A 19,010-nucleotide genomic window follows, 5' to 3' on the forward strand; every position below is an offset into this window, starting at 1 on the left:
CTAATAAATTTGAAATCCGCGGAAATTCGGGAAAGCGCGGCGGAGAGGTAATTTGCGGCGGTGTGAAATCTGAGGCAAATTGGCTCGGTAAAAGAACTTAAGCGCTTGATAAACTCGGGTGAGGGGAATTATTCTTTCAATCATCGATTCGCAAGCCCGCGAAGCTGCGGGGAGCGAATTCCGGCAAGGATTCAAGGCAGAGTCATTGCCAGGGACAACATCCCACAATGAGAGGAAGAACCATGAAGGTCAAGAAGATCGCAGCCATAGCTCTCGCATCCGCATGCGCATTCAGCATGGCGGCCGTCGACTTCAACGGCCACCGCAAGCCGGTCTGGTATGCCTCCCGCGACTTCTTCGCACCGCGTCTGGCCACGATCCAGCCGCGCACCTCGGAGGAGTACCGCGAGACCCACAGCTGGGAGGGTGTGAAGGTCGACGCCGATCACCTCGAGCTCATCGTGCTCAACGACACGAACGAGCCGTACAAGGGCTCCTGGGCGGTCAACCGCGTCGACTTCGACGGCAACGTGCTCGCCACGCAGCAGATCGACGACGTGGAACTCGACGCCGCCAGCCACAAGGGCTTCCCGCTGAACGAGGAGATTGTCGACTTCGGCGATGCGAACAACGAACTCATCGTTGCCGTGCCGTCCGACGATTCCTTCGCCCGCGTGATCTACAACCCGGCCGAAATCCTCACGCAGGAGCTCGATGCCCCGGCCGACGCGTTCACGACCAAGGCCAAGCGCACCGCCGACGGCGTGGAACTCACCGTCACCGCGAACGACTACGTGCGTGACCTGTTCTGCATGGTCGGCAAGGTCGACGACAAGGCGACCGTTGAGGAAGGCCTCGTCTCGCTGCTTCCGGGCGAATCGGTCACCTTCCACATCGGCACCGACTACGCGGGCGATCCGGCCGATTTCGCCGCCGCCAACGTGCTGCGTAGCGCGAACGACCTCAAGCGCGACTTCTAGTCGCATGCCGCGGGGAATCTGCAAACTTCAGTAATTTCAGTTCGCAGATTCCCCACAGACGCCTCTTCAGGCAACCCGGCCGCGCGTATGCAGCGACTGCCTACGCGCGGCATTCCCGTATCGCATATATGCGAAGACTGTGTGAAAACGGGGATGCCGGCTACCTGGCAACGTCAACGATGACATAATTTGTTAAGTAACTTTAAGTTACACTGGATACCGATTACTGGAGTATTTCAGTGAATGGGGGCGAGCTATGGTAGCGCAGAAAGCCAAAGTGACGATCTTTGACGTGGCGAAGGCCTCAGGTGTGTCGAGCAGTGCGGTCTCGTATGCGCTCAATGGCAAGCCGGGTGTTTCCGATGCCACGCGCGAGAAGGTGCTGCAGGTGGCGCGCAAACTCGGCTGGCGTCCGAACGGCGCGGCACAGTCGCTCGCGCAGTCGCGCACGCGCAGAATCGGCCTCGTGCTCGGCTACGATCCACAGCTGCTTTCCGCGGAACCCTACATCATGCGCCTCATCTCCGGCCTCGGCTCCGCGCTCGAGGAACGCGACTACTCGCTGCTCGTGCGCATGTCGATGGATGACGACGACGAGGTCTCGATCCTCGAGGACTGGATCGCCACCGGCAACGTCGACGCGCTGCTGCTGCTCAATCTGGAGATCGGCGACCCGCGCATCGAGCTGATGAAGAACAATCCGCAGATGCCGTGCCTCGCGCTGGCGGATTCGTCGCTGACGAGCGGTCTGCCCACATTGATGAGCGACGACGCCGCGGCATCGGGCACGATGATCCGGCACCTCGCCTTGTTCGGCCACAAGAACATCGCGCGCGTGGCGGGACCGGAGGAGCTCGGCCACTCGTACATCCGCGACGCCGCGTTCTCGGAGATCACCACGGAGCTCGGCATGCGCTACCGCTGCCTGCACACCGACTACACGCCGGAATCTGGCGCCGAGGCCACCAAGCGACTGCTCAGCGTGGAACCGCGGCCGACCGCGATCATCTACGACAACGACGTGATGGCGCTGGCGGGGGAGAGCGTCGCCTCGGTGAAGGGTGTGCGCGTGCCCGAGGATCTTTCGATCATCTCGTGGGGCGATTCATTCATGAACGTCGCCGCGCATCCGCCGATCACCGCGCTCAGCCGCAACATTCTCGAGTCGGGACGTCTCGCCGCCCAGCTCATGCTCAAGCTCATCGATGGCGAGGACGTGGAGAACGTGGAGGAGCCGCCATACGAGCTCATCGAGCGCGCCTCCACCGCTCCTGCCGCGCAGTGATTCCGGTGGCCTCGCCAGCATCGGTGTGTCACGTTGCTGCTATTACCCGGTAATTATTTCCTACGGGATGTCACCATCTGCTACGGGATGTCATAGTCAAACCCATCCGTGCGGGTGCGATCCTCAGAAAATGGCTATATTCCAACAACCCGTTAATCGCAGATGACATCCCGTAGCAGATGGTGACATCCCGTAACAGTTTATGGGCTCCTGTGGCAGATGGTGACATCCCGTAGGGAATATGCGGGAATGTGTCGCATGAGGAGCGAGTCTGCGGTGTGCGTCAGTCCTGTGGCTGGAGGTCGAAGGCGCGGCGGATGAGCCACATCTGTGCCCAGGCGCTCGCGCCGCCGCCAAAGATGCACCAGACGAGCGGTACCCACATCACCGCGCTCGGCAATGTGGCGAGCAGCACGATCGGCAGCGCGTAGATCGCGGCGACGACGAGCGCGATGAACGGCTTCATCGTCGCGAGCTTGGCGGACTGCTTGATCTGCTCGCCGGCGCTCAGCTTGGAACGGCCGGACAGCGGCAGCAGGAACGCGAACAGCATCGCCACAATGATGAACACCGCCAGCGTGACGCCGTAGAGAACGCTCGCCATGTCGCCGGCCATGCTGCGCGAGATCCACCACAGGTCGAAGGCGCCGAGCGCAATGAGCACGCCGAGGAACAGCGTCAGCAGCATGCCGGTGCCGAATCTGCGTTTGATCGCACGCCAGAAGCCCTTGAAAATGCCGTTGTCGCGGTCCTCCTGCATCTCGCGCGCCACTTCGCAGGCCGCCGCGGTGGACACACCGATCGTCACGACCGGCAGACAGCATACGAACCACGCCACCGAGAGCATGGCGATGTCTCCGATGCGGTTCATCACGGTGTTGTACGGGTTGTCTTGACGGAAGATTCCTCCGGCTATCATTCTCCTTAAACGCTTCATGTGGCGGGACGCGGGAGTCCCGGCTGGTTTGGCGGCGTGGGCCGCGTGACGATGCTTGCTATGGGTTAGTTGTACAGGTATTGGATGAAGTTCTTGGCGGTGTCGAGTTGCTGGGTGTTCGCGGCGATGCCGACGAGTGCGTCGTCGTCCGCGCCTTCGATGCGGTCCCAGCGCGGCGCATGCTCGAGCAGCAGGCCGTACGGCTCGGACTTGCCCTGCCCGCTGCCCGACTCGTCGATCGCGTCGGTCACGCGCGAGTCGTCGAATCCATGGAACGCCATGGCGTATTTGCCCACCTTCGCGTATTCCGCGGCGGGCAGCGTGGTCTTGAGATTGTCGAAGTACCCGAAGCTCGCCAGTTTCGCGAACACGTCGTGCGGTGCGATGACGACGTCGATCTGCTCATTGCCGATCATCGTCTGCAATTTCGACAGACCGTCTTTGTTCATGTCGAAATAGTCGTCGATGATCGCGTCTTTGCCGAGTTTCTTCGCATAGTCGTCCTTGAGTTTGTCGGCCTCGCCCATCGGCGTCGATCCGCTCACCGCCGCCGCATACAGTGCGGGACGCGGTACCGGGCTGACGAGGCGCACGATGACGAAGGTGCCGAGCGCGATCACGATGACGGCGGCGAGCAGCGGCACCAGGAAGTGCGTGCGGGAATACGCGGCCTTGTCTTTCGCGGGAATCTTCATGAAGATCTTGATCTTCGATTCCCCTTGGTACTGCGGCGTCGACGACAACGTGTCGATTGCTTCGCGCTGCTCGGGCGTGAGCTTCGGCTGCTTGCCTTCCATTCGTCCGCCTATTAGACCTCATCTCATTCTAGTGAGTGCGCTGGGTAAATGCTGGGCGCGGACGGTGTTCCCTACTGTGCGGTCATGTTCGAAAAATCTGCGTTTTGTTATGGTCTGCAGATTGTTTCCGCCATTTTCCGCGGCTTGTGTGCGACGTGCCCATCTTCGGCGATCGAGGCGCACGCAGACCGGTGTTCGTTTGCGTGACTTAACCGCTTAATATATTATGGAATCAAGGAAAAGTCAATGCCCTCACCAAAGTGGGTGAGCGGAGAATCAGGCAAGAGGGGCAATACCTATGTACGACGAGGGACCACATATCGTGCTGCGTCGCGACGGCGTGTGCATCGTCGCGAAGACGCCGGACGGCGACATGCCGCAGATCGAATACTGGGGTCGTGATTTTGCGTTCGACACCGCCGGGGATGCGCTGCGCCAGCTCGACATGCGCGCAATCTGATATCTGATTCGCCGGTGCGCGGCGGAATGCGGGGAGCGCGGCCACACTCACGTGGTCGCCCTCCCCGCATATGGAGGTCGTGAAACCTGACACACGATAGGCATTTCGAGCTTGCGACTTAAGCGCTTCAGTGATACGCTGTATACAGAACGTTTCTGTCAACGACGATGCGAGCGGATCGCAGGTCGCGAACCGGGAAATCTGGAATCTGAAGACATGCGAAGACTCCTCATCCAGATTCCGGCACGGCGGCAGAACAGCAGGATCGGGCCGGTGCGTCACGCGCGGGCCCCTCATTGGAAGGCAAGGGCACATGGCCAACACAGATCCGAAGTACCAGATCGGAACGCCGGAGAACAAGAAGTTCCTCGACATCTCCCGCGACAATCTCATTGCATTCGGTCGTCGCTTCCCGGCGGTCGACGGCAGCTCCTACTGGCTGGGCGACGACGGCACCCCGTGGAAGGACCGCAACCGCGCCACCTGGATCACCTGCCGCATGACGCACGTCTACTCGCTGGCCACGCTGCTCGGTGTGGACGGCGCCGCGGAACTCGTCGACGACGGCATCCGCGGTCTGCGTGGCGTGCTGCACGACGAGGAGCACGACGGCTGGTATGCCGAAATCACGCCGGACATCTGCCATATGCCCACCAAGCAGGCCTACGCGCACGCCTTCGTGCTGCTTGCGGCATCCTCCGCGCTGCTCGCGGGCCGCCCGGGCGCCAAGGAACTGCTCGAACAGGCCGAGAACGTCTACCTCACCAAGTTCTGGGACGACAAGATCGGCCTGAGCGTCGACACCTGGGACACCGACTTCGCGGAACTCGACACCTACCGCGGTCTCAATGCGAACATGCACTCCGTCGAGGCATGCCTGGCCGTCGCCGACGTCACCGGCGACGAAAGCTGGCGTACGCGCGCCGGCCGCATCATCGAGCATGTGCTCAAGTGGGCCGAGGAGAACAACTGGCGCATTCCGGAGCACTTCAACTCCGACTGGGAGCCGGAGCTCGAATTCAACGCCGACAAGCCGGACGACCAGTTCAAGCCGTACGGCGCCACCCCGGGCCACGGCATCGAATGGGCACGTCTCATCACGCAGTATGCGCTGTCGGTGTACGGCAAGGACGGCGTGCTGAACGGTGACGGCAAGAAGTACCTCGACGCGGCAGAGCACCTGTTCAACCGCGCGGTCGAAGACGCCTGGAACGCCGACGGCGCGCCGGGCATCGTGTACACCACCGACTGGGATGGCAAGCCGGTTGTGCACGACCGCATGCACTGGACGCTGGCCGAAGGCGTGAACACCGCCGCCACGCTCTACCATGTGACCGGCAAGAAGGAGTATGCCGACTGGTATGCGACCTTCCTCGAGTACATCGACACCTACCTCATGGATCACAAGAACGGTTCCTGGTTCCACCAGCTCAACCGCGAGAACGAAGTCATCGACACCGTGTGGCCGGGCAAGTCCGACCTGTACCACGCCACGCAGGCGATGATGATCCCGCTGCGTGACCCGGCCCTGTCCATTGCGCCCGCCACGAAGAAGGGCGTCGAGGAAGGCCTCAACTAAGACTTTCAGCAAGCCGCCGTCACCAGACTTGTGTTTCCCCTTGCTTGGTAGGTCACGGTGATGGCGGTCGGCTGAAATAGCAAGGCGTCGCATTTGCGGCGCTTTTTCTTTTGCGCGTAGCTGTCTGCCGAAGAAGACCGTGGAATCCGATCTGCGTGTGAGACGAACTAAGTAAGCGGCGGAGGAATCTTCTCGCATATAGCGGGCGTGGAGCCATCGCGTGCTGTTCTTCCTGCGTAAAAAGAGTCAGATGGAGCCGCCATACTGACCCTTTTTACGCAGATAGGGCAGATAGGGCAGATAGGGTAGATATCGCAGATATGCCGGATTCCATTTGCGTAAATCGGGACAATTCGACACTGCATATTGACCCTTTTTTACGCAGAGTTGGGGGCATGGCGGCCTGAGGTGAGGCGGAGTTGAGAGCATGTCAGTCCGAGTCGGGCAGGGCCGCGCGGTTTCACGGAGTCTCGCACAGGTCGCCGTGTGTCTTACGCCATAGGCAACACGGGGGAGGTCTGCCCATAATGGGAAGCATGAGTTCAGCGCACGATTTCCATGCGACGGGTGTGACCGCCGTCGTGAACAATGATGCCGGCGGCACACGCACAATCTTCAAGGACCTCTCATTCGCAGTGCACGGCGGTGAGATCGTCGACATCACCGGGCCGTCGGGTTCCGGCAAAAGCACGCTGCTCACCTCGTTCGCGCGACTTAACGTGAACACGACCGGCAAATTCGTGCTCGACGGCGTGGATTCCGACACGCTCTCGCCGCAGCAATGGCGCGAGCGCGTGGCCTACCTGCCGCAGACCTCCGTGCTGATCGGCGACAATGTGGCCGACGCGATCCGCCTACCGTGGTCGTTGAAAATCCGCGTCTCGCAGGATCATGAGGCCGCTGAGCAGAAACTGCCCGACTCGCTCATCCGCTCCACGCTCGACTCGCTGGGCTGCGACGACATCGATCTGGCGCGCGCCGTGCAAGATCTCTCCGGCGGCCAGGCAGCACGCGTTTCACTCACTCGCACACTGCTCACGCATCCCGGCGTGCTGCTCGCCGACGAGGTGGACGCCGGGCTCGACGAGGAAAACGCCGACAAAGTGGCCGATATTCTGCGCAAGGCGGCAGACAACGGCACTGCGGTCGTGCGTATTCGCCACCGCAAGCCCGACGGCCGCGCGAACCGGATCATGGTGCTCGCGAACGGCACGATCTCCCCGCTAAAGACCGCGCAATCCGCACCCAGCACGCACACGGAGGTCTGACATGCAGCAATACTTCGCCATAGACAACTGGGGTCTGCTCATCGCGGTGCTCATGGTGTGCATCGCCGCCGGAGTCTCCGCGCTGATGAAACTCGGCGTGGCCAAGTCGCTGCTGTGGGCCACCGCCCGCTCGCTCGTGCAGCTGCTCGCCATGGGCTTCATCCTCGAATATGTGATCCGCGCGCAGAATGTGTGGCTGGTGATCGGCCTCATTGTGGTCATGCTCGTCGCCGCCGCGCAGATCACGATGAGCCGCGCCAAAGGTATACCGAAAGGCCTGGTGCCGCTCGTGCTGCTGAGTCTTGCCGTGACGATGCTGCTCATGCTCGCGTTGGTGGGCGAACTGGTGATCCGCCCGAACCCGTGGTATTCGCCGCAGCTGATCATACCGCTCACCGGCATGCTGCTCGGCAACACGGTCTCCGCGCTGGCGCTCGGCCTGAGCCGATTCTTCAATTCGATGCGCGAACGCTACGAAGAGGTGAACACGCTGCTCGCGCTTGGTGCGACGCCGTGGGAGGCCGCCAAGCCGTCGATCACCTCGTCGATCACGCTCGGCTTGCTTCCGTCGATCGCCATGCTCGCCTCAAGTGGCATCGTGACGATCCCGGGCATGATGTCAGGCCAGATCATCGCCGGTCAGAACCCAGTGAACGCCGCCAAATACCAGTTCGTCATACTGGCGGCGGTCTCCGCGCTCACGCTGCTTGCAGATTCGATAATCCTGGCGCTCGTCTACAAGCGCTGCTTCATTTCGTACGACCGCTATTTCGTGCCGCCGGCGCGTGACTCGGTGAGCACACTCGACCGCATACGCAGGCAGGCGGCGGAGCGTGCGAACAGAGGTCCGGAGTCCGCCGGGGAGTAATCTGATCCATCGGCACCGCACCGGCATGATCATAGATATACGGCTCGCGCGTAGAATGGCGATACCGCAGCAACGTGCGAGCGCGCGTGCGGCGGCGCAGGAGAGATGGGAGCGTCCGCGTATGCACACGCGGGCTATGCAAAAGGATGCCTATGAGTGCTTCACATGGTGCAGGGGAGCGGAACGCCGACCCGCAGCAATTGCATAAATCGTTGAAAAACCGCCATATTCAGCTCATTGCGCTGGGCGGTGCCATTGGAACCGGTCTGTTCTACGGGTCGAGCGAGTCGATTGCGCTCGCCGGGCCGTCCATTCTGCTTGCCTATGTGATTGGTGGCGCGGCGATCTTCGTGATTGTGCGCGCGATGAGCGAGATGAGCGTGGAGGAGCCGAAGGCCGGCGCGTTCAGCTACTATGCGTCGCGGTACTGGTCGAAGCGCGCGGGGTTCATCTCGGGCTGGAACTACTGGTTCAACTATGTGCTCGTGTCGATGGTGGAGCTCGCGGTGGTCGGGTCCTTCGTCAACTACTGGTTCCCGAACATTCCGCAGTGGGCGTCGGCGGCGTTCTTCCTCGTGCTCATCACGCTGCTCAATCTGTTCGGTGTGAGCGAGTTCGGCGAATTCGAGTTCTGGTTCGCGCTCATCAAGATCGTGGCCGTCATCGCCATGATCGCGGGCGGACTGTGGGTGATCGTAGCGAATCTGCCCACCGACTCCGGCGTGCGCGCCTCGTTCGCGAACTGGTTCACTGTGGACGGCGGCTTCTTCCCGCACGGCGCCATGTCGCGCGCGGCCGACGGCCACTGGGACGGCCTGCTCATGGCGCTCGTCGTCGTCATGTTCAGCTTCGGCGGCACCGAGCTCATCGGAGTGACCGCAGGCGAGGTGGAGAACCCGAGCAAGACGATCCCGCGCGCCACGAACGGCATAATCTGGCGCATTCTCGTGTTTTACGTGGCCGCACTCGGCATCATCATGGCCGTGGTGCCGTGGGATCGCATCGACGGGAAGATGAGCCCCTTCGTGCAGATCTTCGATTCCGTGGGCGTGCCGGTGGCCGCCGGAATCCTCAATTTCGTATGCCTCACCGCAGTGATGAGCGTATACAACTCCGCACTGTATTCGAATTCGCGCATGCTGTTCTCGCTCGCACGCCAAGGCAATGCGCCGGCATATCTGGGACGCGTGAACAAGCGCGGCGTGCCGGTGGCGGGCGTGCTCACGAGCGCCGCCGTGACCGTGGTGGCCGTCGTGGTCGTGTTCCTGTGGCCGCAGTTCGCGTTCAATTACCTGATGTCGATCGCCACGATCGCCGCGATTATCAATTGGACGATGATCATGATCACCGAGATGCTGTTCCGGCGGCGTGTGGCTGCCGGTGATGGTCCGGGCGAGCTCAACGGATTGCGCGGTGCCGAGGCGCTCGCGAAGATTCGGTTCAAGCTGCCGGGGTGGAACTGGACGCCGTATGTGATTATCGCGTTCCTCGCCATGGTGGCCGTGCTCATGTGCTTCTCGCCGAGCTACCGCATTGCGCTCATCGCCGGTGTGATCTGGCTCGCCGTGTTGTTCGCCGCGTATGCGATCACCTCGCGCGCCTCGGCGAAGCGCGACGCGAAGACCGTGCTCGACTCCACGCGCAAGTAGGCGTTGCCGTCGGCCGCTGTGTGGTCGGTTTTGCGGATGCTTCCGTATGGCATGCCGTTTTCAGACTTCTTCGCGGTCGGTTTTGCGGATGCTTCCGAAAGCTATGCTGTTTTCAGACCATTCCGTGGCGCGTTTCTCGGATACCTCCGAGAGGCATGCCATTTTGGAGCCTTCTGGCAGTACGTTTCTCGGATGCTTCCGTACGCTGTGCTGCGGGGAAGACGGCCTGCGGTTTGGTTCTCGGATGCTTCCGTGAGATGTGCCTCTGATGGGGTGGTTTCTGGCCCATCTCTCGGATGCGTCCGTATGCTGTGCCGCTGCAGGGGTGGTTTGCGGTCCGTTGTGCGGATGCTTCCGTAGGCTGTGCCATTTTAGATTCCTTTGTGGCACGTTTCTCGGATGCTTCCGAAAGCTGTGCCGTTGGCGGGGTGGTTAGTGGCACATCCCACGGATGCTTCCGTATGTTGCACCGCATTGGCGGGCAGCACGCGGGGGCGGCCACTGTACTCCAGATTGGTTTTCGCATAATCTATATATGTATGCTGTGCGATGACGTGCAATTTGTATAGATGGAGGTGGCCATGGCATACATCGAGTTCAATGATGTGGTCAAGGAGTACCCTGCCGGTTCCTCCTCCATCCGCGCGCTCGACGGTGCGAGCTTCGCCGCCGACGAAGGCGAGCTCAGCGTGATCCTTGGCCAGTCCGGCGCCGGCAAGACGACTGCGCTGAATATTCTCGGCGGCATGGATACCGCCACCTCGGGACGCGTGATCGTGGGCGGCCGCGACATCACCGACCTTAATCACCATGATCTAGTGACGTACCGGCGCAACGACATCGGCTTCGTATTCCAGTTCTATAACCTGATTCCTAATCTGACGGCGCTCGAGAATGTGGAGCTCGCCTCGCAGATTTGCACAGACCACTTCGACCCGGCGCAGACCTTGGCGAAAGTGGGGCTCGCGGATCGACTCGGCAATTTCCCGGCGCAGCTGTCTGGCGGCGAGCAGCAGCGGGTGTCGATCGCGCGCGCATTGGCGAAGAAACCGAAGCTGCTGCTGTGCGACGAACCGACCGGCGCGCTCGACTACGAGACCGGCAAGGAGGTGCTGCAACTGCTGCAGGACATCTGCCGTACCGAGCGCATGACCGTGCTCATTGTGACGCACAACTCCGCCCTCGCCCCGATGGCGCACAAGGTGATTCGGTTCCGCTCCGGCAAGGTGACGAGCCAGGAGACCAACGAACACCCGGTGCCGATCTCGCAGATTGAATGGTAGGGGGGGCGAGATGGCACGGCGTAAAGGTGTTCCCGTTGGCGATGCCGATGTGCATGCGCAGATTGCAGATTCCGGCTCGCTGCATGCCGAACATGGGCATGCGCGCGCAGTGGGCTCGGCATTCTTGCTCGATACGATGCGCTCCGGGCTGCATGCGTGGAAGCCGTTCCTGTCGATTCTCATCATCACGATGCTGGGTGTTGCGGTGCTCACCGGCATCTACGCAGGCTGCCGCGACACTTTCGCGGCCGCGAACCGGTTCTACCGTGCGCAGGGATTGCACGATGTGCAGGTAATTTCGACGATGGGGCTCACCGATGCCGACGTGGACGCGCTGAGGCAGGTGGAAGGAGTGGAGCAAGCGCAGGGCATGCGCATGATTCGGGTGAAGGTGGCGGATGGCGACGGCAAGCAGCTGAACGCCACCCTCGAAGAGCCGGCAAGTGGCTCGCCAGCCGCCTTGGACAGGCCCTATGTGAACGAGGGGTGGCTGCCGAGCAAGCCCGGTGAGGTGGCGGTGACCGCGCAGTTCACGCACGACACCCACAAGAAGCTCGGCGACACGGTGGAGGTCGCCGCCGATGGTGAGGATGATGGCACCCATGGGCTGAAGATCGTCGGCATCGTCACCGACCCCTCCGACCTGACGAATCCGGGTGGCTATTCGGGATCCGCATTCCGCTCGTCAGTGACCAACGACTACACGTTCTACACGGCTCCGGACGGCATTCAGCGCACCTTCGTCAAGGCCGATGGCACACCCATCGCCGCCGCCGACCCGAAGGTGTACGGCTCGATCGTGCTCCGGCTCGATGATGCCGAGAATGAGGATGCCTTCACGGCCAGTTACGACGATCTTGTGTCGGGAACGGTCAAACGCATTGAGAACGGTGTGCAGGCCAAGCGCGAGCAGGCCCGGCGCAACGCCTTGGTGGAGGAGGCCCAGAACAAGCTCGATGCCGAGAAGAAGAAGGCGTTCGACCAGATCGATGCGGCGCAGGCCAAACTCGACGCCCAGCGCCGGCAGCTGGACGACCAGTTGAAGCAACTCGACGCCCAGACTGCGCAGATTCCGGTCGGTGTTCCGGAGCCGGCCCAACTCGCCGAGGCGCAGCGCCAATGGGCGGCCGCCGACACGAAACTGAGGGAGGCGCAGCAGGCCATAGACACACAGCGGAATGAGGCATTCAGCGCATTCGCCGCCGAACAGCAGAAGGTCGACGGCATCGCCACGCCACGCTGGTACGTGCAGTCGAGATCGGCGCTTGCCGGGTTCAGCTCGCTCAAATCCGACATCAGCTCGATCGAGTCGCTCGGCAAGGCGTTCCCGATTGTGTTCCTCGTGGTCGCCGTGATGATGAGCCTGACGACGATGAGCCGTTTGGTCGAAGAGGACCGCGGGCTCGTCGGAACCTACCTTGGCTTGGGCTACGGGCGCATCGCCATCACCTTGCGCTACGCTCTGTTCGCGTTGCTGGCATGCCTCATCGGCGGCGGATTGGGGCTGCTCATCGGCTTCCTCGGCATTCCCGCCTTCCTGCTCGTGGTGATTCGCGGACTCTACGCGATTCCAGACTTGCGGCTCGAATATGACTGGCTCTATGGCTCGCTTGGCGTGCTGCTGTTCGTGGTGGGCGTGCTCGGAGCGGCACTCATTGCCTCGGTGCGCGAGATGCGCCAGATGCCGGCCGCCCTCATGCGACCGAAGGCGCCGAAGGCCGGCTCGCGTATTCTGCTCGAACGTGTACGCCCGCTCTGGAGCCGCATGAGCTTCCTGAACAAGGTGACGGCACGCAACATCTTCCGGTTCAAGGCGCGGCTCATCATGACGGTGGGTGGTGTGGCCGGCTGCACCGCGTTGATCCTGTGCGGTCTGGCCATCAACGACACGGTGGCCGCACTCGGGCCCAACCAGTACCGTGGCGTGGACCAATACGACATGCTCGCCGTGGCCAACGACGGCGACGAACAGGCATTGAGAAAGAAACTCGTCTCCGACGGTACAACGACGGCCATCATGGAGACGCGCATCGAGAACGGCGAGATCACCAATGCCAATGACCGAGGCACGAATGTTCAGTTGACCGTGGTGCCGCAACGCCAGCTGGGCGAGCTCAACACGATGTTCGATCTGCAGCCGGCGCAGGGCGATTCCCTGCTCGGCTGGGTGCATGGCGGCAACCGAAACCAGCCGGTGCGCCTCGACAACAGCGGCATCATCGTCGCCCAGTCCGCGGCACAGTCGCTTGGCATCAAGGCGGGCAGCGAGGTCACATTGCGTGGCGACGGCACCCAGCCGCACAAGGTCAAGGTGGCGCAGGTCACCCGCAGCTTGATCGGCGCGGAGGCGTTCATCTCCGAAGACCTCTACCATCAGCTGTTCCCGGCGCAACAGGCCGGCGATGGCGGCACGGAACCAGCAATCACCTGGAACGCCGTCTACGCCAAGCTCAAAGGAAGCGACAGCGAGCAAAGCGAATACGTGCAGCACCTCAAGAACGAGGCGACCGTCATGAGCGCCACCTCGTGCGCACAGCAGGCCGAGGATTTCAAATTCGACCTCATGGGCGCGGTCGTGGCGTTGATTGTCGCGCTCGCGGGCAGCCTCGCGCTCGTCGTGCTGTTCACGCTCGCGCACACCAACGTTTCGGAACGGTTGCGTGAGATGGCCACACTCAAGGTGCTCGGGTTCTACGGCCGCGAGGTGCACCATTATGTGAACCGCGAAATGATGGTGCTCACCGTGATGGGCATCGTCATAGGCCTGCCGCTCGGCAGATGGGTGTCGGGCCTGCTCACGAACGCGCTCAACATGCCCGGAATCTACTTCGAGGTGCATATCTCGTGGTGGAGCTACATCATCACCGTTGTGGCCACGCTTGCATTCGCATGGCTCGTGCAGCTGTTCGTCAATCCGGTGCTCGACCGCATCGACCCCGTCAGCTCGCTTAAGTCCGTCGAATAGTTTGCGGTGTGCGAACGCGATGTGCAACGGATGCCTGCTAGAGTCGGAAATATTATGTCGGATGTGCAGCAACCAGCGGAACCTCATGAGACCCCTCACGAAGAGGAAGTGAACGCCTCGCTCGAGACGCTCGACAAAGACAACGAGATGGAACGTGGCCTGAGCAATCGCCACGTGCAGTTCATCGCGATCGGCGGTGCGATAGGCACGGGCCTGTTCCTCGGCTCCGGCAAGTCGATCAATCTGGCCGGCCCGAACATCATTTTCGTCTACATTCTCGTGGGCGGCATCATGTTCCTCATGATGCGCGCGATCGGCGAACTGATGTACCGCGACCCGAGCCAGCACACGTTCATCAACTTCATTCGCTTCTATCTGGGTGACGGATGGGGCAAGTTCGCGCTGTGGTCGTACTGGATCGTGCTCATTCTCATAGGCATGACCGAGATCACCGCCGTGGGGCAGTACTGCGTCACGTTCTTCCGCACGCTTGGGTACGACGTCTCCGCGTGGAAGGGGCTCATAGAACTCGGGTTCCTGCTGCTGCTCGTCATGATCAATCTCATTGCCGTCAAGGCGTTCGGCGAGGCGGAGTTCTGGTTTTCGATGATCAAGATCACGCTGATCGTGGCCATGATCGCCACGGCCGTGATCATGCTCGTCTGCGGTTTCAAATACAACGCCGTGCAGGTGCCCGGGCAGGACCATGTGTCGCCGGCCGGCAGTGTGACGCTCGACAATCTGACCCGTGGATTCTCGCTCGCGCCGAATGGCTGGCTGGCGTTTCTGATGAGCTTCCAGATGGTCTTCTTCGCCTATGAGATGATCGAATTCATGGGCGTCACCGTCTCCGAGACGAAGAACCCGCGCAAGGTGCTGCCGAAGGCGATCAACGGCATCATCGTGCGCGTGCTCATCTTCTACGTGGGCGCGTTGCTGGCGATCATGACGATTGTGCCGTGGCGCAACTTCCGCCCGAACAAAGACGGCTCCTTCGCCTCGCCGTTCATCATGGTGTTCGAATACGCAGGCGCGAACTGGGCGGCCGCCCTCGTGTTCTTCGTGGTGGTCACGGCCGCCGCCTCGTCACTCAACTCGCTGCTGTATTCGGCTGGGCGCCATCTGTATGAGATCGCCGAGGATTCCCCGTCGCCTGCGATTGCGAAACTCGGCGTCGTCTCGAAGACGAAGGTGCCGGCGCGCGCGATCATCGCATCGGCGATCCTCGTGCTGCTCTCGCCGGTCATCGAGATGATCCCGCGCGTCTCGGGCGCTTTCGTCATGTTCTCGTCGGCGTCGTCGGCCGTGATCATCTTCATTTACATATTGACGATGATCGCGCACTACCGTTACCGCAATTCGCCGCAGTTCATGGCTAACGGGTTCCGCATGCCGGCGTACCGCGTGCTCAACCCGCTCACCACCGCGTTCTTCGTGTTCATCTACTGCACGCTGTTCATTGGGGCAGACACCCGCGGACCGGCGATCGCCGGTTTGGTGTGGCTCGTGGTGTTCGGTGGCTACTGCGTGCTGCATGAGCGCTTCCAGAACCGCGATCTCAAGCAGTCCATAGATTCCGCGGGCGATGCGCACGCGTAGCACGCGGCTGATCAGTCGCTGGCCACCGCTTCGAGCACCGGTTTCTTGAGTGCGCGGCTTGCCGGCGAGATGCTGGCGATCAACCCCACGAGAATGGCCGCGCCGAGGAAGCCGAGCAGTTGCAGCCATGGGATGCTCATGGTGGAAAGACCGTTGTCCCGATACGCCTGGCGAACCACCACGCCGGCGCCGAGCCCCACGAGGATGCCGAGCACGGTGCCGAACACCGAGAGAATCACCGATTCTATGGCGATCATGCCACGTACCTGCCCGTTCGATGTACCGACACCTGCTCGCCCACTTGCTGTTCATATGCCGCGATGGCCTGCTTGGTGGCCGCTTCGTCGATGCCGATGTTCTTGGACTCCATTTCCACGGTGCTGCCGATTGCATACCCGTTGGAGTCTGCGACCTTGCGTCCGACGGCGATCTCGCCATGCTCGATGGCCTGCGCTGCATCGCCTTCCTGATGGGTGGCCGGGTACATGGCATCGAGGAGTTCGCGGTCCACCGCCATGGCGGTGAATTGCTCGTTCGCCTGCATGAGCTTGACGGTGGGCAGTGTGCGCACCGCCGTTGTTGCGCCGACTCCGGCCGTGTGCTTCACGTCATTGACGGCCTTCGGCGAGACGGATTGCGAGAGCGCGGCGGAGACGAGCACATAGTCGGCATGAAGATTGTCGTCGATCATATCGCTCACCGAGGCGAGCATTGACGAGGCGAGCACGCTCAGGCAACTGACGATTGCCACGCCCACGAACAGGGCGGCGGCCGTGTTGGCGGTGCGACGTTTCGTGCGGCCGATGTTGCGGGTGGCCAGCGTGCCGGTCACCGGGAATGCGAGAGGGGAGCCACCCCAGCACCTTGGCGGCGCCTGTCACCAGAGCCGGGGCGAGCACGATCACGCCACCCGCCGTGCATACGCCGCCCAAGCCGAGCAGCCAACCCGTGCCCACCGTGGTGAGCCATGCCCATGAGACTTTCTTGGCTGCCAGCAGCCAGCACAACAACCAGCACAGTGCTCCGAACGCCACCATGCCGGCACCGATCCAACCGCGTGCCGTCACCGGCTTCTCGGGGTTCATCGTCTCGTTCATCGCCTGGATGGGTGGTGCCGTGGCGGCGGTGCGCGCGGGAATGGCGGAGCCGATGACCGTGACCACCACGCCCACCATGAAGCCGACGGCGACTGCCGTAGGCGAAGGCGTTGGAGAACCGGACAGCGGGAAGCCGCCCTTGCTCAGGCCCCAGTCGATGAGCTCTATGAGCCCCCAGCCGAGGAGCACGCCCAGCACCGAGCCGATGACGCCAAGAATGAGCGCCTGAATGACCACGCTGAAGAACACCTGTGCAGGGGAGGCCCCGACCGAGCGCAGCAGCGCATAGCCGCGCATGGAATCACGCACGATCATCGTGAACGTGTTCGCAATGATGAACGCGCCGACGAAGAGGGCGATCACTGCGAAGATGAGAATGAGCGGCTGGACGAAGCCGAGTGACTCCTGCGTGCTTTTCGTGGCCTCGTCGCGCACCGACTGGCCGGTGACCGCATGGGCCTTGGAATCCTTGGGCAGCGCCTTGTTGATGCGGTCCGCGAGCTGGTGTTGCTTCTGAACCGTGAGTGGGGTGGTGCGGTTGCCGTATACGCCGATCTTGTCTACTTTGGAGGTGTCTTCGCCCTGCAACTGCATGAGCTGATTGACCAGCGCCGGCTGTGCGAGAATGATCAGCACGCCGAGTTCGGCGGTCTGTGTGGTGAAGACGCCCGACACCTTCATGGTGTGCGGCTCTCCGTTGACGATGAGCCGCGTGGTGTCGCCGACCTGGAGTCCCGCCTTCTTCGCGGCGTCCTGGGAAAGGGCGATCTCATGCTCGCCGGTGGCATAGGTGCCGGCGATGAAATTGGCGGCGCGCCAAGGGTGTTCGGATGATGCGCTGATCATGAGCGTTGGCGCGCCGGTGGTGACCACTGCATTGCCGTCATGGTCGAGCAGCGTGGCACCTATCGTGCGTTCGGGCGGGCTTACGTTGTCGATGCCCTTGACCTGCTCGATCTGGGTGACGAGGCTCGTATCGATCTTGTTGTAGCTCGTGCCGCTTGAGATCGGCCCGCTGGTGGCGAAGGAGCTGTCGTTCTGTTCTTCGGTGGTGCCGCGCACATACACGTCGTGATCCGAATTGGTGCCCATCAGCTGCGTCACCTGGTCGTTCAGCATGGAACGGAAGCAGAACGAACCGACCACGAACGAGACTCCCAATGCAATCGCGATGATCGACATCACGAGGCGGTGAAAATGCGCTTTGGCATCGCGTAGACCAATGCGAATCATTGTTCCGCGCTCCTTGCCGTTGCAGACTCCACCTCCACCGGACCGTTCTGCGGGTCGTCGTCCTGCGCGAACACCGCGAGAATGTCGTCGTACGACGGATGGTCGAGGTCCTGCACAATGCTGCCGTCCGACAGTACGAGCACGCGGTCGGCGAACGACGCGGCACGCGGGTCGTGCGTCACCATCACGATCGTCTGCCCGTATTCGCGCACGCACATGCGCAGGAATTCAAACACCTCATGGCTCGACCGCGAATCGAGGTTGCCGGTCGGTTCGTCGGCGAAGATCACGCTCGGCCGCTCCATGATCGCCCGCGCACAGGCGACGCGCTGCTGTTGGCCGCCGGACAGCTGGCTCGGGCGATGGTCGAGACGGTTCTGCAACTTGACCACCGACACCACTTTGTCGAACCAATCCATATCGATGGGACGGTGGGCAATCTGCAGTGGCAGCAGTATGTTCTCCTTCGCGGTGGGCGTGGGAACCAGATTGAACGACTGGAAGATAATCCGATCTCCTTGCGACGCAGCTGCGTGAGCTCGCGTTGGCCCATTGAGGAGACCTCGAGGTCTTCAATGAACACCTGGCCGCTGGTGGGGTGTCAAGCCCGGCCATGCAGTGCATGAGCGTCGATTTGCCGGAACCCGAGGGACCCATGATCGCCGTCAGGGCTTTGCGCCTGAACTCCACGTTGACGTGGTCGAGGGCGATGACGCTGTTGTCTCCTTTGCCATAGCGTTTGCACAGATCGACCGCACGGGCGACGATCGGATTCCGTCCTTCACTGTTCGATGCGGTTTGCGTGCCCATAGAAGCCTTCCCTGAAACAACACGTGAATGTTATGACTTAAGACTCGCCACAGAAGAATACCGAACCCATTTTTTCAGTATTGGCGGTTATATTTCAGCGAAATTTGACAAACGGTGAAAACATGCTAAAAGCTTACCTGCAATTCGTTGTCGTGGGAGTGTGGCCTCATGCCGAGCCCGGAGGCGTGTCACCGCGCTCT

At 61.7% G+C, this 19,010-nt stretch carries 15 protein-coding genes and 1 pseudogene; 10 read left to right on the forward strand and 6 right to left on the reverse strand.

All coding sequences use genetic code 11. The features are described 5' to 3' along the window. Nucleotides 1–242 precede the first annotated feature (242 nt). Nucleotides 243–980, forward strand: a complete 738-nt coding sequence (locus tag OGI63_RS00515; protein ID WP_004218449.1) for a hypothetical protein — start codon at nucleotides 243–245, stop codon at nucleotides 978–980. Nucleotides 981–1,236: 256 nt separating this feature from the next. Further along, the gene (locus OGI63_RS00520; RefSeq protein ID WP_004218450.1) at nucleotides 1,237–2,265 is read left to right on the forward strand and encodes a LacI family DNA-binding transcriptional regulator; all 1,029 of its coding nucleotides are present in this window, start codon (nucleotides 1,237–1,239) and stop codon (nucleotides 2,263–2,265) included. Nucleotides 2,266–2,548: 283 nt separating this feature from the next. Here OGI63_RS00520 and OGI63_RS00525 read toward each other — a convergent pair whose 3' ends face one another. Together OGI63_RS00525 and OGI63_RS00530 are read right to left on the reverse strand one after the other, a co-directional pair. After that, a complete protein-coding gene (locus OGI63_RS00525; protein WP_004218451.1) occupies nucleotides 2,549–3,184 on the reverse strand; it encodes a YesL family protein in 636 nt (211 codons plus the stop codon). Between the two features lie 83 nt (nucleotides 3,185–3,267). Continuing rightward, a complete protein-coding gene (locus OGI63_RS00530; protein ID WP_012754411.1) occupies nucleotides 3,268–3,999 on the reverse strand; it encodes a hypothetical protein in 732 nt (243 codons plus the stop codon). A gap of 298 nt (nucleotides 4,000–4,297) precedes the next feature. Between OGI63_RS00530 and OGI63_RS00535 the strand changes: the two genes are divergently transcribed. The 8 genes from OGI63_RS00535 (at nucleotide 4,298) to OGI63_RS00570 (ending at nucleotide 15,670) form a co-directional block, all read left to right on the forward strand. Further along, nucleotides 4,298–4,459, forward strand: coding sequence for a hypothetical protein (locus tag OGI63_RS00535; RefSeq protein ID WP_004218454.1), 162 nt, complete (start codon nucleotides 4,298–4,300; stop codon nucleotides 4,457–4,459). A gap of 313 nt (nucleotides 4,460–4,772) precedes the next feature. Beyond that, nucleotides 4,773–6,038: an AGE family epimerase/isomerase gene (locus OGI63_RS00540; RefSeq protein ID WP_004218455.1), complete on the forward strand. Its 1,266-nt coding sequence runs from the start codon at nucleotides 4,773–4,775 to the stop codon at nucleotides 6,036–6,038. 527 nt (nucleotides 6,039–6,565) lie between these two features. Then, complete coding sequence (locus OGI63_RS00545) at nucleotides 6,566–7,306, forward strand: ATP-binding cassette domain-containing protein (RefSeq protein WP_004218456.1); 741 nt, start codon at nucleotides 6,566–6,568, stop codon at nucleotides 7,304–7,306. Nucleotide 7,307: 1 nt separating this feature from the next. Next, nucleotides 7,308–8,174: an ABC transporter permease gene (locus OGI63_RS00550; RefSeq protein WP_004218457.1), complete on the forward strand. Its 867-nt coding sequence runs from the start codon at nucleotides 7,308–7,310 to the stop codon at nucleotides 8,172–8,174. A 152-nt stretch (nucleotides 8,175–8,326) separates the two neighbouring features. Next, entirely contained in the window at nucleotides 8,327–9,823 is a 1,497-nt protein-coding gene (locus tag OGI63_RS00555; RefSeq protein WP_004218458.1) for an amino acid permease, read from the forward strand. 581 nt (nucleotides 9,824–10,404) lie between these two features. Continuing rightward, the gene (locus tag OGI63_RS00560) at nucleotides 10,405–11,106 is read left to right on the forward strand and encodes an ABC transporter ATP-binding protein (protein WP_004218459.1); all 702 of its coding nucleotides are present in this window, start codon (nucleotides 10,405–10,407) and stop codon (nucleotides 11,104–11,106) included. 10 nt (nucleotides 11,107–11,116) lie between these two features. Beyond that, nucleotides 11,117–14,071: an ABC transporter permease gene (locus tag OGI63_RS00565; protein ID WP_004218461.1), complete on the forward strand. Its 2,955-nt coding sequence runs from the start codon at nucleotides 11,117–11,119 to the stop codon at nucleotides 14,069–14,071. Nucleotides 14,072–14,125: 54 nt separating this feature from the next. Continuing rightward, a complete protein-coding gene (locus OGI63_RS00570) occupies nucleotides 14,126–15,670 on the forward strand; it encodes an amino acid permease (protein ID WP_004268961.1) in 1,545 nt (514 codons plus the stop codon). Nucleotides 15,671–15,681: 11 nt separating this feature from the next. Here the strand turns inward: OGI63_RS00570 and OGI63_RS00575 are convergent, their stop codons facing one another. The 4 genes and pseudogenes from OGI63_RS00575 to OGI63_RS00590 all read right to left on the reverse strand — a co-directional run bounded on the left by OGI63_RS00575 (nucleotide 15,682) and on the right by OGI63_RS00590 (nucleotide 18,810). Continuing rightward, nucleotides 15,682–15,927, reverse strand: a complete 246-nt coding sequence (locus OGI63_RS00575) for an FtsX-like permease family protein (RefSeq protein WP_004218464.1) — start codon at nucleotides 15,925–15,927, stop codon at nucleotides 15,682–15,684. Further along, complete coding sequence (locus OGI63_RS00580; RefSeq protein ID WP_004218465.1) at nucleotides 15,924–16,361, reverse strand: ABC transporter permease; 438 nt, start codon at nucleotides 16,359–16,361, stop codon at nucleotides 15,924–15,926. Before OGI63_RS00580 ends, OGI63_RS00575 begins: the two co-directional genes overlap by 4 nt. After that, nucleotides 16,279–18,000: an ABC transporter permease gene (locus OGI63_RS00585; RefSeq protein ID WP_004218467.1), complete on the reverse strand. Its 1,722-nt coding sequence runs from the start codon at nucleotides 17,998–18,000 to the stop codon at nucleotides 16,279–16,281. The genes OGI63_RS00580 and OGI63_RS00585 overlap by 83 nt, the downstream gene beginning before the upstream one ends. Next, nucleotides 17,997–18,810 (reverse strand): annotated as a pseudogene (locus OGI63_RS00590) (ABC transporter ATP-binding protein). Before OGI63_RS00590 ends, OGI63_RS00585 begins: the two are co-directional and overlap by 4 nt. Between the last annotated feature and the right edge of the window lie 200 nt (nucleotides 18,811–19,010).

The organism is Bifidobacterium sp. KRGSERBCFTRI (assembly GCF_025908335.1).

What these genes read in the sequence shown, in the direction of transcription:
- OGI63_RS00515 (WP_004218449.1), top strand. Translation starts at nt 243, where the DNA reads ATGAAGGTCAAGAAGATCGCAGCCATAGCTCTCGCATCCGCATGCGCA.
- OGI63_RS00520 (WP_004218450.1), top strand. Translation starts at nt 1,237, where the DNA reads ATGGTAGCGCAGAAAGCCAAAGTGACGATCTTTGACGTGGCGAAGGCC.
- OGI63_RS00525 (WP_004218451.1), bottom strand. Translation starts at nt 3,184, where the DNA reads ATGATAGCCGGAGGAATCTTCCGTCAAGACAACCCGTACAACACCGTG.
- OGI63_RS00530 (WP_012754411.1), bottom strand. Translation starts at nt 3,999, where the DNA reads ATGGAAGGCAAGCAGCCGAAGCTCACGCCCGAGCAGCGCGAAGCAATC.
- OGI63_RS00535 (WP_004218454.1), top strand. Translation starts at nt 4,298, where the DNA reads ATGTACGACGAGGGACCACATATCGTGCTGCGTCGCGACGGCGTGTGC.
- OGI63_RS00540 (WP_004218455.1), top strand. Translation starts at nt 4,773, where the DNA reads ATGGCCAACACAGATCCGAAGTACCAGATCGGAACGCCGGAGAACAAG.
- OGI63_RS00545 (WP_004218456.1), top strand. Translation starts at nt 6,566, where the DNA reads ATGGGAAGCATGAGTTCAGCGCACGATTTCCATGCGACGGGTGTGACC.
- OGI63_RS00550 (WP_004218457.1), top strand. Translation starts at nt 7,308, where the DNA reads ATGCAGCAATACTTCGCCATAGACAACTGGGGTCTGCTCATCGCGGTG.
- OGI63_RS00555 (WP_004218458.1), top strand. Translation starts at nt 8,327, where the DNA reads ATGAGTGCTTCACATGGTGCAGGGGAGCGGAACGCCGACCCGCAGCAA.
- OGI63_RS00560 (WP_004218459.1), top strand. Translation starts at nt 10,405, where the DNA reads ATGGCATACATCGAGTTCAATGATGTGGTCAAGGAGTACCCTGCCGGT.
- OGI63_RS00565 (WP_004218461.1), top strand. Translation starts at nt 11,117, where the DNA reads ATGGCACGGCGTAAAGGTGTTCCCGTTGGCGATGCCGATGTGCATGCG.
- OGI63_RS00570 (WP_004268961.1), top strand. Translation starts at nt 14,126, where the DNA reads ATGTCGGATGTGCAGCAACCAGCGGAACCTCATGAGACCCCTCACGAA.
- OGI63_RS00575 (WP_004218464.1), bottom strand. Translation starts at nt 15,927, where the DNA reads ATGATCGCCATAGAATCGGTGATTCTCTCGGTGTTCGGCACCGTGCTC.
- OGI63_RS00580 (WP_004218465.1), bottom strand. Translation starts at nt 16,361, where the DNA reads ATGATCGACGACAATCTTCATGCCGACTATGTGCTCGTCTCCGCCGCG.
- OGI63_RS00585 (WP_004218467.1), bottom strand. Translation starts at nt 18,000, where the DNA reads ATGATTCGCATTGGTCTACGCGATGCCAAAGCGCATTTTCACCGCCTC.